10 protein-coding genes are annotated in these 15,730 nt (G+C 49.0%); 4 read left to right on the top strand and 6 right to left on the bottom strand.

Translation table 11 applies throughout. The features are described 5' to 3' along the window. The 6 genes from AC14M5_RS13030 to AC14M5_RS13005 all read right to left on the bottom strand — a co-directional run. Window positions 1-821 (bottom strand): ABC transporter substrate-binding protein (locus AC14M5_RS13030; protein ID WP_484030106.1); only part of this gene is annotated, 821 nt, incomplete at its 3' end. 45 nt (window positions 822-866) lie between these two features. Next, window positions 867-3,185, bottom strand: a complete 2,319-nt coding sequence (locus AC14M5_RS13025; RefSeq protein ID WP_484030105.1) for a response regulator — start codon at window positions 3,183-3,185, stop codon at window positions 867-869. Between the two features lie 162 nt (window positions 3,186-3,347). Continuing rightward, window positions 3,348-4,151: a response regulator gene (locus AC14M5_RS13020; protein WP_484030104.1), complete on the bottom strand. Its 804-nt coding sequence runs from the start codon at window positions 4,149-4,151 to the stop codon at window positions 3,348-3,350. Then, window positions 4,148-6,787, bottom strand: coding sequence for a GAF domain-containing protein (locus AC14M5_RS13015; RefSeq protein ID WP_484030103.1), 2,640 nt, complete (start codon window positions 6,785-6,787; stop codon window positions 4,148-4,150). Before AC14M5_RS13015 ends, AC14M5_RS13020 begins: the two co-directional genes overlap by 4 nt. 45 nt (window positions 6,788-6,832) lie before the next feature. Then, window positions 6,833-8,359 carry a ribonuclease Y gene (gene rny / locus AC14M5_RS13010; RefSeq protein WP_484030102.1) on the bottom strand — a complete coding sequence of 509 codons (1,527 nt, stop codon included), beginning with the start codon at window positions 8,357-8,359 and terminating at the stop codon, window positions 6,833-6,835. Further along, complete coding sequence (locus tag AC14M5_RS13005; RefSeq protein ID WP_484030101.1) at window positions 8,356-9,006, bottom strand: RecX family transcriptional regulator; 651 nt, start codon at window positions 9,004-9,006, stop codon at window positions 8,356-8,358. Before AC14M5_RS13005 ends, rny begins: the two co-directional genes overlap by 4 nt. A 446-nt stretch (window positions 9,007-9,452) precedes the next feature. On the opposite strand from AC14M5_RS13005, the gene AC14M5_RS13000 reads away from it, so the two are divergent. From AC14M5_RS13000 to AC14M5_RS12985, 4 genes are all read left to right on the top strand, one after another. Further along, window positions 9,453-11,747, top strand: a complete 2,295-nt coding sequence (locus AC14M5_RS13000) for an NADP-dependent malic enzyme (protein WP_484030100.1) — start codon at window positions 9,453-9,455, stop codon at window positions 11,745-11,747. 107 nt (window positions 11,748-11,854) lie between these two features. After that, window positions 11,855-13,096: an MFS transporter gene (locus AC14M5_RS12995; RefSeq protein ID WP_484030099.1), complete on the top strand. Its 1,242-nt coding sequence runs from the start codon at window positions 11,855-11,857 to the stop codon at window positions 13,094-13,096. 1 nt (window position 13,097) lies between these two features. Further along, entirely contained in the window at window positions 13,098-14,630 is a 1,533-nt protein-coding gene (locus AC14M5_RS12990) for a hypothetical protein (protein WP_484030098.1), read from the top strand. Then, on the top strand, window positions 14,627-15,730 hold a 1,104-nt coding region (locus tag AC14M5_RS12985), incomplete at its 3' end, for an ArnT family glycosyltransferase (protein WP_484030097.1). The genes AC14M5_RS12990 and AC14M5_RS12985, both read left to right, overlap by 4 nt.

Below are 15,730 nucleotides of genomic sequence, written 5' to 3'. Positions count from 1 at the left end.
AGTGTTTCGTCATATTTGACCGCAAAAGCCGCGGCATCTTCCGGGTTTTCAAGCGCATTTTGATACCCTTTCATGGTAGCTCTTACAAATCGGCCAATTAGATCGGGGTTATTTTGTTTGAACTCGTCGGTTGTGAAAATCGTATTGATATAAACATCGTAGCCATAATCCTTGTAATATATGAAGCTCAAATCGTCACCTGCATCCTGAGCCATTACCTGCTGATCTGTTGCGAACATACCGCTCATGGCATCCATGTTTCCTGCCTTGATTTCATTGGCCCCCTGAAAATCTTCGATGAGAGCATAATTCATAGAATCACGTTCCAAACCTGTGCGGCTCATCAATGCCAGAAAGGGGAGGTCGAAGAAGTTGCTTAGGTCGAGTGAATAAACGCCTACGGTTTTTCCAACCAGATCCTCTGGTTTTTGGATGTTGTCTCTAGCTAGCGATGTAATAGCTAACGGGTTTTCCTTGAAAATAGTCGCCACTGCCACAAAGTTCTGCTGTTTTGTTTTTGCGATAATAATGCTGTCGCCGCTGGTAATGCCGAATTGGGCATTGCCAGCTTGCACTTCGTCAATTGGGTTAATCTCAGGACCTCCAGCATTAAGGATGACATTAATGTTTTCTTCTGTGTAATAACCCTTTTCCAGGGCTGTGTAAAATCCTGCATATTCCACGCCATGAAACCAACTTAATTGCACATTCACACTTTCCGGCGTTGAAGGGGGGACTCCGGGGATATTTCCACAACCACTGATGAATAGCGATGCGATAATGACCAAAATACCAACGATTTGAAAGTAATTCTTTTTCATCTAAATCTCCTTGTTGTTTATGTTTGAATTAGGAATTTGTATTTTTTAAGCAAGAAGCGAAACACTGAAAATTGAGCCTTTCCCAACTTCACTCTGTACGCTTACCTGACCCCTATGCTGTTCCACTATGGATTTGACGATGGCCAGCCCCAGTCCATTCCCTTCGATTTCAGCTGATCGGTTGCCACGCACACGATAGAAACGGTCGAAAATAAAAGGCAAATCTGATGCGGGAATACCCTGGCCGTTGTCCTTAACATGGATGGCAACTTCACCTTGTAATAATGATGCCTCAACGCTGATGTTCCCACCTTTTGGCGTGTATTTGATTGCATTGCCGATCAGGTTGCGGAGTAACTGGCGTAATTGCAATGGGTCGCCGCTTACAGTCAGGGATGAAGGTGGGACCGTGCAATTTAGTCGTTGTTCTTTTTCGCGGGCTTGCGGAGTAAATTCATGGATCATTTCTGCGATCAGAGAAGACATCTCGATTGCTTCATGTTTTTGTGTGGCCTCCAAATCCATCTGTGCCAGCGACATCATATTCTGAACCAGGTCGGTCATGGTTTGTGAAGCGCTTTTGATGCGGTTTACGAAATCCTGTTGTTGTTCATTGAGCGGCCCCGCCTGCGCTAATAATGTGCTAAACCCGGTGATGCTCGTGATCGGATTCTTCAGGTCGTGCGAAGCAGTAGCGATAAACTCATTCTTCACTTGTTCAAGCTCTTTGAAGTGACTGACATCATGCAAAATGGCAACCTGACCGCTGTCTTCAATCGGGGTGATGAGAGCCATAAAGGTACGCTTATCGGGCCAAACGATCTCGCCTGACCTGGCGACGTGCGAAGTGCGCGCATCTTCAAGCAGGTGGATGAATGAGTCATATCCGTGCCCATTTGGAAGAGGCTGGTTGATGTTTGCCTTGAAATCTGTAAATAACTTCTCTCCAGCCGGGTTCATCAGGCTTAGTTTCCCCTGTCCGTCAAATAATAGGATCGCCTCTGCCGCATATTGCAATACAGCGGTAAGGCGTTTTTGTTCCTGTGCCATTTCAGAATATAGGCGCGCATTTTCAATTGCAATAGCCGCCTGGCTGGCAATGGCTTGCAGGAGCAATAAATGATCCATATTGAAATAGTATTCCTGCTCGTGTGTCAGGATGAGCAGACCAAGCAGGCTGTGACGCCCATATAAAGGCGCGATCACAACCGAGCGAATGGCTGTGTTCGTGTCTTTTTGCCAAAGCGAATGATATGCCGCATCTTCAATGATCAGACCCTGATGCGTATCCTCAATATGTTTAACCAGATTTTCAGAGAGATTTAGTTCAGTCCCAGGGCTTGAGAATAGGGATACCTGATAATTGTCCCGAACCTTATCCCCATTCAGGATAACCATATTTCCCTGATTGGCTCCCAATGTTTCCACCGTTCGTTTGAGCAGAACATTGGCGAGGTCTTTAATATCCAACCGCGCGCTTAACTCTTTGCCGATCTCAGGCAGCAGGTTCAACTCGCGGTTGCGGCGGCGGATGATATCTTCTGCTTCCTTCACTCTCAGTTTTGTGCGGATGCGTGCCATCAATTCGTGGCGGTCAAAGGGCTTGGTTACGTAATCATCAGCGCCCAGGTTCAAGCCTGATTGCACATCCGAAGGATCGAGTCTTGCAGCGGTCAGTATGATGACCGGGATATGCGCCACTGCCGCATCTGCGCGGATTTCTCCGAGCACTGTAAAACCATCCTTGTGCGGCATGTTCACATCCAACAGCACCAGGTCTGGCAATTCATCACGTACTTTATTCAAGGCTTCAAGGCCATCCACTGCCGTGATCTGATCGTATCCCTCATATTCCAGATAACGGGCAAGCAGGGTTACATTATCAGATCTGTCATCTGCCACCAGGATCTTGAATTTCTTTTTCCCCGCCACGGCTGGTTTGGGTGAGTGTGTTGCCTGCCGCATTTCCTCGATGGCCTGCATGGCGATCTGACAAATGCGTTCAGGGCGCACAGGTTTAACGATCACCTCATTCACTTTTAAACGATGCGCGGTCACTTTCAATCCGGGCACATCATAGGCAGTGACGAGATAAGTGTAGGATGGCCGCCCGCCAGGATGGTTTTGCAATTTTTCAATTAATTCCAACCCTGTCATTTCAGGCATGATCATGTCAGTGATCAGAATATCCACGTGGCTGTCTTTTACTTTGGCAAGCGCATCGAGTCCGCTTGTGGCCGAAGTCACCTGCACGCCATTCCCCAACTGGGAAAGCGCACGTGCCAGCATGGATGCCGTATTGGGGTGATCATCCACAACCAGGATACCGACAGAGTTTTCCTTGGATGCCGCTAGTGTTGTCATGCTGACATTTTCATCCAGATAACCCCTTTGGAACGATGGGGTTAAGGCTAGAAGAGTTGGCAAAAGTTGGGAAGCCTGCGACGAAAAACCCGCTTCCAGTTCAGACGGGAAGCGGGTTTTTATCCAATGGGCCAATCAGCCCTTTGAGCGGATGCATCTTACTTAATCTGCCACGAGGCGGTAGCCTATCCCGCGGACATTTAACAAGTACGTGGGATTACGCACATCTTTTTCGATGCCTTGCCTTAATTGATGGATATGCCACTTGGTAAGTTCCTGCGCCTCGCGCATATCGGCTTGATACCCCTGAGCTTCGGCCACTAGTGTTTGATAATCCACCACATCCGGGGCATGGCGCACAAGTACCAGCAAATAATCAAAGGAAGTGGGAGGCAGGTTGACGACTTCTTCGTTCACAGTAATGCGGCGGGCGTGCAGGTCGAGCACAAATGGGCCGCGTTTGATAAAGCGGCTTGAACCTGCAGTGATGAGTTGGGAGGATGCGGTATCTACGGCATTAACATCTTCGAGTTTTTTCAATTCATTTTGAAGCGCTTCAATTTGAAGCACGATCTCGCGTTTCCGTTTTTCCTTGTGTTGATCCAAAAGAATGGTTCTGGTGCGTTCTATGATGATTTCTGGTTTTAATGGTTTCAATAAATAATCGGTGGCGCCGTGCCGTAGTGCTTCCACTGCCGAATTTACATCCGGTTGTGCCGTGAACAGAACGACAGGCAGGGTTGGGTAGTTTGTGTGAATCAACTTTAACGCATCCAGGCCCTGAACGCCGGGCATGCGCAGGTCTGTGAAGACCAGGTCAAATGTTGTGGTCTTCAGGAAGGCCAATCCCTGCTCTGCATTTTCGGCAGTGGTCACTTCAAAGCCTGCCTGCTGCAGGATGCGTGCCAGCGTTTTGCGCAGCGACGCTTCATCGTCTATGATGAGGATCGTGCCCGTAACCTTCATTTGATCTCCCTGCTTTTTGCAGGCAGCCATACCTTGAAGGCCGCGCCGCCTTCGGGATTATTTTCTGCGCTGATGCGGCCCTCGTGCCTAATCACGATGTCGTGTGAAATGGCGAGCCCAAGCCCTGTGCCGCTTTGTTTATTGGTTGTAAAAGCATCGAAGATATTTGGCAGGATGGAAGGATCGATGCCGCTGCCTGTATCTGAAACAGTGAACAGCACCTCATCAGTTTCTTTCAGGAAATCGGTGCATACAGTTAAGACACCACCGTCAGACATGGCCTCCGCTCCGTTCATTATTAAGTTGAGCGCCACCTGTCTGATCTGGTCTGACAACGCCGGTATGACCGGTATTTCGGGATCTGGCTGAAATTCAAAAGCGACCTTTTTGTTTCTTAAATGAGTTGCGATCAATGCGTGAACGTCTTCGATTACGCTGTTAATTTGAGTCGGCTGGAAATCCTCGATCTGGATTGGCCGATAGGTAGTGCGCAGACGTTCGATCATATTTGCCATGCGTTCGGACTCGGCCAGCACAATATCCAAATCCTGCCGCCCCTGGCTGGAGATGCCTTTTTCCTCTTTTATCAGGAACAACGCATTTTGGATGGCTTGCAAAGGGTTGTTTAACTCATGCGATACGGAAGCCAGCAAGCGCCCCATAATAGCGAGACGCTCACTTTGAACCAGTTGATTGCGCACGGCTTTTTCATGCTGAAGCGAGGTTTGCAAGTCTTTATACAGATTTGCTTTTTGCAGGGCAATTGCCAGTTGATCTGCCACGGCTGCAACCAGTTGCAGGTCTCGGTTTGAGAATATATTTGGGGGCGCCTGTTGAATATCCAATACCCCAAGGACTTGTTCCCCAATTTTTACCGGCACAGCCAGCTCTGATTTTGTTTCCGGCAGGAGCGGGTTTCTGATAAAGAATACAACTTCATCCACGTTATTCGTATAAAAGGGGAGTAAGGTTTCTGCCGCATAGCCCACGATCCCCGCCCCTAGGTTTAACTTAAAGCGTTGTGTTTTTAGCTTCCTGCCGATCTCTCCACTGCCTGCCTGCACAACAAAGCCCCCTGTCTCTGGGTTGAGAACATAAACCTGAACGTGATAATAGCCAAAATTTTTCTGTAATAGCTCAACTACATCTTCCAGCAATTCATCGGCGTTTAGTGCCGCCAACCCCTGATTGATGCGGTATAAGGCGTTTGTTTCCTTGAGTGCCTGTTGTGTGCTTTCCAGCAAATGTGCATTATCAATGGCGATGGCTGCTTGGATTCCCAGTTTGCTCAACAAAGATTTTTCGTGTTGTGTAAACACATTCGGGGTTCTGCTTTGCACGCTGATCGTCCCCAATATTTTGGCGCCGCTCCGAATGGGCGCCACCATCAGGGAGCGAACAGTGGAGTTCGGATTCAGTTTTACAAATCGAGGATCTATGTCTACATCTGCAATATTAACGGATTCTCCGCTTAAAACCGCCTGCCCTGCGATGCCTTCGCCGAGACGCATCCTCCTTTTTCCCTCCTCTGAATTTTCATATCCGATCAACGCTTCGGGATTAAGAAAATCCTTTTTTTCATCGAGCAAGTGAATGACGGCCTGTTCTGTACCTGGAATCAGTTGCTTTGCGAAATCGAGGATCAATTGCAGGACGTTTGATAAACCGATTCGCTCCGTTTCACTGAGGGCGAGGGCGATCTTTGCAAAGGCATCAGTTTCCTGCAGGCGTTTTTTCAATTCAAAATCCTGCTGAGCATTCCACAGGGCCACAGCGATGTGCTTGGCGGCATGTTCCGCCCGATCAATCTCCTCGGAAGTGAAATGATGCGGGGAATTAAAAGCGATGATCGCCGCTCCCAGTTTATAGTCGCGGGCGATCAAGGGAATACCCAACACGGAACGCGCAGGATATCGATTCGCCACTTCAAGACTGATGTAGGGCGTGTTGAACACGTCATCCGCTGCCAGCACGCGCGCCGCTTTCAATACGGAGGCGGTCATGGTTAGTGTATTGGCGCTGGCCCTGTTTGTGGAATAGGGCGTTTCCAGTTTTGCGGTGGTAGCTGTGGGAATGGTCATTTGCTTTTCTTCATCCCAGCGGGTGATGTAGCAATCGTCAGCGTTGATCAGGTTCGCCATATCCCCGGCCAGTTGACGTAGGGTTGAATCAATATCGCCTGAAAGCAGAATGGCACGCGTCATGTCGTTCAGCAGGGTGAGGTACTGCTCGCGGGATTGGGATGCAACCCCGGAGTGAGCGTACTTATCCATCTGTTTGCGCAGAAGGTGAACGATGACCACCATTCCGATCAACATCAACTGCCGAGGAATAAGCCCAAGGTACAGCAAGGTATTCAGATCGAATTTTTCAACTAGCACGAGGAAACTTACATTGAATAAAACTCCAAGAAGGCTGGCAATCAATCCCCATACCAAACCAACTTGCCATGTTATCACTGCTACTGGCAATGCAACCATAGTAGTGAGGGCAGGGCCGAACGCAAGTTCCAGCGGTGGGAATATTAACAGGTAGCCAACAACCAGCCCCAACACAATCCCCCACCTTTTCAGATGCACCTGGGAACCGATCTTCATTCCCATGATTGTAGCATCTTTAGAGATGGGGGATTTCACTCGTAACCTCTTTGTAAGGCGTTATCCCACAAGGGGACTTTATGTCTATTTTGCGTACTCTGTAGACCTTGTTTCGCGGATCACCGTTACGCGGATCTGACCGGGGTATTGCATGGTCTCTTCGATCTTCTTGGCAATGTCACGCGCCAGCCTTGCAGATGCCAGGTCGTCAATCGAATCTGGTTTGACGAGCACACGGACTTCACGACCAGCCTGAATGGCGAAGGCTTGTTGCACGCCTTCAAAGGACATGGACATTTCCTCCAATGAACGAATGCGTTTGATATAGGCTTCCAGGTCTTCGCGGCGTGCGCCGGGACGTGCGCCTGATATAGCGTCTGCTGATTCAGCGATGACAGCTTCAACAGTTTCCTGGTCAACTTCATGGTGGTGCGAAGCGATGGCATTCACAACAATCGGGTTGACGCCATAGCGTTTGCAGTATTCCGCCCCCAGGCCGGCATGAGTGCCTTCCTGGTTATGATCCATGGCTTTGCCGATGTCGTGCAAAAAGCCGCCTTGTTTGGAAAGCTCCACATTGGCGCCGAGTTCTGCGGCAAGGATGCCTGCCAGTTTGGAAACTTCCACCGCGTGGGCAAGTTGGTTCTGCCCGTATGAGGTGCGGAATTTCAAACGGCCCATCATGCGCAATACTTCGGGGTGCAGGCCGGTGACGTTGGCATCGAAGGCCGCTTGTTCACCGGCTTCATTGATGATCTTCTCAACCGCTTTGGTTTCATCTTCCACGATCTTTTCGATGTGGGCGGGATGGATGCGTCCGTCCAAAATTAATTTGGCAAGGGCGCGGCGACCAATTTCACGGCGGACTGAGTCGAAGCAGGAGACGGTGACAGAATCGGGTGTGTCGTCCACGATCACATCCACGCCCGCGGCTTGCTCAAAGGCTTTGATGTTACGTCCGTTGCGCCCAACGATGCGACCCTTCATTTCTTCGCTGGGCAGGGTAACCACAGCGCGGGTCACTTCGGCCACGTGTTCAGAGGCCACACGCTGGATTGCATCTGCAATTAACTTACGGGCGCGTTTTTCGCCTTCTTCACGCGCTTCGGTTTCGATCTGGCGGATAATGCGAGCCATATCGCCGCGCGCTTCCTTTTCCACTGCGGCAAACAGATCCTTGCGCGCGTCATCCTGTGTCATTTGCGCGATCTGCTCAAGTTTTTTCACTTGATCTTCGTAAAGCTTTTCGATCTCGTTTGCGCGTTTATCAACCTGTGACTGGCGCTTGTTCAAAGTTTGTTCGCGCTGCTCGATCTTGTCGAATCGGCTGTCGAGTTCAGAGCGGCGTTTTTCCAGGCGATCCGTTTCCTTATTCAGGTCGATGCGGCGTTCCTTGATCTCGGATTCAGACGCCTGAATGATCTTGGTGGCGTTATCCTGAGCGCCCTTAACGATCATGTTTGCCTGTGTTTGGGCGACCTTCAAGATATCATCGGCTTTATCTTGTTTTGCCTTTGTAGCACGTTCAGCCTGGTATCGATGAAAAAAATATCCAGCTATGACGCCCACAATGAGCGCCAGTATATCGATTAATATGTTAAGCGGACTCATGTCATATCCTCATCTTCAAAATGTTGTTCTTCCGCATTTGTCTCGTTCCAAACCTGGGTGACGACTGGCGCAATCACGGAATATGGGAAGCCGCGTCGTGCAAGGTACTCGGATAGTTTCTTGCGAAACTCGCCCCATTCCAGACCTTTGAACCTGCGTGCTCGTTTACTGGCCGATTCATAGGCTAGGGCATTTTCGTCCATATTTGAAACTGCGGCTTGCACAGTTTCATCGTCGAGTCCTTTTTGACGAAGTTCCATCGTCAGTGCACGGCGACTGCGCGGGCGGAAGGTGTTGCGATTTTCCACCCAGGCGCGGGCAAATTGGTTATCGTTGGCAAGCCCGTTCTCGCGAAGTCTTTCGAGCGTTTGCTCGATGATCTCCTCGGGGATTTCATGCTTGAGCAGGTTTTGCCGTATTTCTTTTTCGGAACGGACGCGGTAGCTTAGGAAGAGCATGGCTTGTTGAAGTGCCCGTTCACGCGCATCTTCGGCTTGCAACTGCGCGATTTTTTCATCGCTTAATTCCTGGCCTCTTTGTAGCCAGGCGGCTGTAATGCGTGCCAGCCCGAAGGCGAACTCTCCATCCAGGTAAATGTTTACCCGATTGTGGTTCTTTTGCGGTTCAATGGCGGTTATCTTTTTCATTTTAAACGCACACAGCCGAGGTTTCCGTCTGAACGGCCTCGGCTGTGGAAAATGTCTGGGTGGCTGACCAGCTTCCGGGTCCCGTAGGAGGCGGGATCTGGGTAGGTCAAAATCGCGTGACAGGTCTTACATCACGTTTCGGCGCTTGATTTTTAGGGTGAAGCCAGTTGTTTTCTCAAGTTTTTCCTAAATGAGACTTCACTAAATAACTCCCAAAGTTGGGGGAGAGTTCGTGCGCGATTTTCCAGTCAGTTTCAGGCAAAGGCCGCAAGTGCGGCGGAAGTTTCTAATTATTTATTAATTATACTTGAATTTCGATATTTGTTAACATAACTTTTTCATGGCAGGGGGGTAATAGCATTCATCAAAATCGTGACAAATGGAACTATGTAGTTTTTCCCTAGTTATGCAATAATCAACCTGTTGTAAATTCCACTGGAGGCAATATGGCTAAAATTACGCGCGAAGATGCACTTGAATATCATCGTTTAAAAGGCAAGCCTGGCAAGGTTGCGATTGTACCGACCAAGCCGATGGATACGCAACGAGACTTGAGCCTGGCTTATTCACCGGGTGTGGCGGAACCAGTTTTGGAGATCGAAAAAAACCCTGAGGATGCTTACGAATATACTTCCAAGGGTAACCTGGTGGCGGTGGTTTCCAATGGCACGGCGATATTAGGCCTCGGTGACCGCGGCGCTCTGGCAAGCAAACCTGTGATGGAAGGCAAGGGGGTTTTATTTAAGAAGTTTGCAGATATTGATGTTTTTGACATTGAATTGAATTCTCACGACCCAGATGAAATTATTAAAGTAGTGGCGGCGATCTCTCCGACTTTTGGCGGGATCAATCTCGAAGACATTAAAGCCCCTGAATGTTTTTACATCGAAGAGACATTGAAGGCCATGCTGGATATCCCCGTGTTTCATGATGACCAGCACGGCACAGCCATTATTTCATCGGCGGCTCTGGCAAATGCGCTGGAGATCGTTGGCAAGAAACATGAGGAGATACGTATCGTGATCTCGGGCGCGGGCGCTTCGGCGATTTCTTGTGCAGAACTTGCGATCAAGTGGGGAGTGAAGCGTGAGAACATCATGCTGTGTGACAGTAAAGGTGTTGTTTACAAAGGCCGCACCGAGGGCATGAATAAATATAAGGAGCGTTTCCTGATCGATACCGACGCCCGCACGTTGACAGATGCCTTACGCGGCGCGGACGTGTTTTATGGATTGTCGGTTGCGAATGTAATGACGCCTGAGATGGTTAAATCCATGGCGCAGGACCCTGTCATTTTTGCGATGGCGAACCCGGACCCGGAGATCAAGCCAGAGCTGGCGAGAGAAGCGCGCAAGGATGTGATCATCGCAACAGGCCGCTCGGACTATGTGAACCAGGTGAATAATGTGCTTGGATTCCCATTCATCTTCCGCGGCGCGTTGGACGTGCGCGCAAAGTCTATCAATGAAGAGATGAAGTTTGCAGCCTCGAAAGCGTTAGCATCGTTGACAAAGGAAGATGTGCCAGATTCAGTCATCCGCGCGTATGGCGGCGTGGCGATGAAGTTTGGTCGCGAATACATTTTGCCGACTCCGCTTGATCCGCGTGTGTTACTGTGGGAAGCGCCCGCTGTGGCTGAGGCAGCGATGCAAACAGGCGTGGCACGCAAGACGATTAATATAGATGAATATCGCGAGCAGCTTGCCTATCGCCAGGGTAAGGGTGAGCGCATTCGATATTTCTTCCAGAACAAGGCGCGTTCTTCGGGTGGTACAAAACGTGTGGCTTTTGCAGAAGGCGAGGAGCAGAAGATCATCCGTGCGGCCTATCAAATTCAGGATGAAGGGATTGCCACTCCTGTGTTGATCGGGCGGAAACATGTGATCGATCAACAAATCAAGAATCTCAGTATCGATTACAACCCTGAAGTGGTTGACCCTGAAAATTACAGCAAACTTGGAGCCTATGCCAAATCTTACTATGACCTGCGCCAGCGCAAGGGAGTAATGATGCATGATGCCGTCAAGAAAGTGCGCGAGCCAAATATCCTCGGTTCATTGATGGTGAAGATGGGCGATGCGGATGCCTTCATTTCAGGGCTGACCTATGATTACCCTGAGGTGATCCGCCCGGCTTTACAGATCCATCACACGGCTGCGGGTGCGGCGCGTGCGGCAGGCGTGTACATCATGATCGTGGATGATAAAGTTTTCCTGTTCACCGATGCCACCGTGAACATTGACCCAACGGCTGAAGACCTAGCTGAGATTGCCTGCCTCGCGGCTGATTATGCAGTGAAACTTGAGATCGATCCGCATGTGGCCTTCCTCTCGTTCTCCAATTTTGGTTCCACACCCCATCCGCTTTCGGATAAAGTCCGCAATGCGGTTGCGCTGGTAAAAGCTCGCCGACCTGACTTGCAAGTGGATGGTGAAATGCAAGCCGATACTGCGGTGATGCCAGAGATTACAGAAGAACGCTATCCATTCAGCGCCGTAAAGGATGCGAATGTACTCGTTTTCCCATCGCTTGAATCTGCGAACATCGCTTATAAGCTGTTAGCCCGTTTGGGCAATGCCAAGGCGATTGGGCCGATCCTGCTTGGGGTCGGCGCGCCGGTACACGTTCTGCAAACGGGTGATGACGTGAATACCATCGTGCAGATCGCTTCCGTGGCGGTAATGGATGCCATGGGACGTGCAGAGAAGGTGGTGGAAAAGAAAGCGGGGAAGAGGAAGTAATGGCGAATACGTAAAACAGGAAAGCAAGTGGTAATTTACTCACCTCGAATGAAAATTTCGAGGTGAGTTTTGTTATACTCGGCTTAACTTTGAAAACAGGAAATGATATGAACAACCTCGATTCCATTGCCCGAAAAATCACAGGCATACTCTTTGCACAGCAATCCCTGGCCTCGGCTGGTTTTATTGCGGCATCCACGCTCAATTCAATAGTGGGGAAGGAACTCAGTCAGCATGCAAATTGGGCCGGTCTGCCCACAGCTGTCTATTTGCTGGCGGGCGCCTTTGCCGCTTTTATGTGGGGCTATGTATTTGATGCCATCGGTCGGCGCGGCGGTTTGACCGCAGGCCTGGTTGCCGGTGTGATCGGTTCTGGCGTTGCCTTTTATGCAATTGCGGTCCATTCATTCACATTTTTTCTACTGGGTATGATCTTAATGGGTATTGCAAATGCCGCCGTACAACTTGGTCGTTTCGCGGCAGCGGAAGTGAACAAGCCCGAACATCGAGGACGCGCAATTTCAAACGTGGTCATCGGCGGGACGGTTGGCTCAGTGGTTGGTCCCTTCGTTGCAGGGCCGTCCGGTCAACTGATTGGTTCATGGGGAATCGATGAACTTGCGGGCGCATATCTTGTCAGCTTGATCTTGTTTGCAGTTGCGGCAGTTGTCATCTTCGTCGGCCTTCGCCCCGATCCACGCGAGATCGGAAAACAAGTCGCAGAAAAATATCCAGATACGATTATCCGCTCAAGGGAAGTCAGAAGCCTGCGTCAGATTTTTAGTCAGCCCGCGGCGTTCGTGGCAGTCATCAGCATGGTGCTCGGTCAAATGGTGATGGTGTTGATCATGGTCATCACCTCGCTTCACATGCGCGAACACAATCATGGCCTGCCCGATATTTCACTCGTAATTTCCTCACATACCTTTGGTATGTTTGCGTTTTCGATCATCTCCGGGCGGCTTGCGGACCGCTGGGGACGCGAGCGTGTTATTCTGTTCGGTTCTTTAACTCTTGTCGCCGCATGTATCGCCGCCACAATTTCACCGGACGTTTTGCCTTTGGGTGTGGCATTATTTTTGCTCGGCCTCGGTTGGAATTTTTGTTATGTGGGCGGCTCCACTTTGCTAGCTGATCAACTTTCTCCATCCGAGCGCGCACGCACGCAGGGCTTTAATGACCTGCTGATCGGCCTTGCTTCCGCGCTTGGAAGTTTGGGGAGCGGATTTATCTTCGCTTCGTTGGGATATAACATGATGGCCTATATTGCGGCTATCGTTGCGGTGATTCCTTTGTTCGCTTCATTGAGCTGGGTTTGGAGAAAGTCCCGCCTTGTGGTTGAAGCCTGAGATGCGCAAATTTTTTGCCCTGTTCTTCCTGCTTGGGTTTGGCGTTGTCCTGGCCTCGGGTTACTATACAAGCTTTCACGCAACGGGGATCGATTATTGGACGATACTTTACTATGGCCGCCACATGACTCTGGCTCAGCCAGAGTCTCTCTATAATGGGTTTTACCCATTTGGATATGCCTTCTTGATCGGACAATTTCCATTCACCTATGTACTCCCGTTATCCTATCTTCTCAATGCGCTTCTTGCCGCGCTTTTCACTGCCTCTGTTTCGACGCTTGTTTTCGCATCCCGATCCTTTTTTGCCACGTTCATTGCTGTTGTCGTTTCCGTTGTAACTCCGGTTGTGTACATCAATGCCAATACATTAAGCCCTGATATAGGCAGCCTTGCTTTTACCGCTTTCGCGGTTTTTCTCCTTTGGCGAAATCATTTTGATGATGCACAGCATGAATTAAGTAATGCAGACTCAATAATGGTTGGTGTATCACTAGGGCTGGCAGCCCTGTTTCGATCCCACGCCATCGTATCTTCACTGGCTGTGCTTATCGGCTATTTTTTGGTCGCAGGTCTTCGCCCTTTGCGCTCACGCGGTTTAATGGTCACGGCCTTTCTGTTTCTATTCTCATTTCAAATAATAGTAAACATTGTTTCTGGTCACGGCGCTTTTGAGACCGCTCAAGCCTTCAATATTTACAAATTTTTTTATGGGGTAGACTGGACGACCTCCCCCTCGCCAGAGGAATTAAAGAACTTTTCTCTGCTCGAAGCCATTATGAACAATCCCAGGGATGCACTCAAAGCTTACTTTGATGTGTTCCGTTATTATTTGGTCGCCAATTGGATCGTCGCTATACTTTATCTGCTCGCTCCAAAAGGGAGGACTTCCCGTTATGCCTTATTCACGATGCTCTTTGTCGTGATCTATGCAATCCCTGTCTCCTTGAGCGATAGCGCACGTGGACTGATCCTACTCATGGGGGCATATACCTCCTCCCTTGCTCTTGTGCCAGTTGCGATCATGGATACAATCAATAAGTATTTACCATCCAGGAAATGGGTGGTAAATACTGGCCTTACTTTGTTCGCGCTGCTTCTAATTCCGAGTATCTATCAATGGGTACTTAGTGATGTCGAATTTTTGAATGTCAGCCATGCGGAACGCAATATCCTGGTCAATGTTGAGCAGGTTTTGTTGAAGCATGGCATGAAAAATCCTGATGAGGTTTTTGCAGACCGCTATGATTTTTACACTCCCGATACCATGCCCTATCGATCCCGTCTCATCGGCAACTGGTCGGGCGATTGGATCTGGGGTTTCAACGATGAATATCCGTTTCTGCCCAATGACTCATGGGAGTCCTTCGCGCAGGCCAGCAAGGAGCAGGGGATTCGCTTCCTTGTGCTCTCGCCGCAAAGTTTTTATCGTGGAGATTTCTTCCCCCCCATTTATCACGATGAGGTTGATCTCGATTCCTTGGGTTTGGTCTTCATCGCTCAAAGGGGAAAAATGAGAATATACGAATTTCAATGAAGAAGTATTTTGATCCTTCCACCACTCAAAGCCTGTTATTTATTTCGATTCTATTCTCACTTCCCTTGATGTTTAGGAATGCCAATGTCCATGTTTTTCCCATGGGTTATGCGGGCTTGTTTACCCAAATGGCGAATCAAATTGCTGATGCAAATTTCCTGCTGCCCGTTGAATCCCCATTTTATGGGCCGGGAGGGATTCCATTCGCTTATCCGCCATTCGGGTTATATCTGCTGGCTTTCTTCATTAAACTTACGGGCAGGTATTATTTTTTTCTACGCTGGCTTCCGCCAGTTTTTAGCCTTCTTTCCATTGCTTTGATGTTTTTACTGTCTTTGAAATTCTTCAAGTCACCGCTGATAGCGGCTTTTACTGCCATCCTCGCGGCCACATCTACTGACTTGTATATTGCCCATACATGGTCATCGGGCATTGTGCGTGCCCCGGCCTTTATTTTCACGATCTTAACCATATATTTTTTTTCAAGGAATATTGAAGAGCGTTCAGCAAAAACCATTTTACTAACGGGTTTGTTCTTTGGCCTTACGATTTTGAGTCATCTTGCTTATGCACTATTCGGCTTTATATGGATGGTTTTCTTTTCCCTCACAGACCGAAACAGGTTAAGAATATTTGGGGATTCTTTCTTATCCATGCTTGTTGGATTATTGGTGTCATCCGTTTGGATCATTCCCGTAGGCCTTCGCCACGGCTGGAGTGTTTTTCTGAGTGCTTTTAATTCTCACGGTGGGGAAAACCTGTTTTCATTCCCAATTAATATCCCTGGGCTGGGACGCTTATTCCTACTAAACCTTTCTCCCATTACCTCAAATATCGTACTAACCATACCGTTTCTCTTTGGTGTTTATTACTTTTTTCAGCAAAAGAGATACGATTTCATTTTGTTCTTTCTACTAGTTGCATTTATTTTTCCTGAAAATGCGCGCTTTGTTTTTTGGCTGGCATGTTTTTTCGCTGGGTGTGGGCTTTGGCTGTTATCCAACTGGATATATGGAATTGTTCCGTGGCGCGGGAAAGCCCCGCCTGATTTTGGAATACTAATTCTTTCAGCGCCGATACTGATATTTCTTTGGTGGATG

The sequence above is a fragment of the Candidatus Villigracilis sp. genome, assembly GCF_057083605.1.
This window is presented reverse-complemented; position numbering and strand designations above follow the sequence as displayed.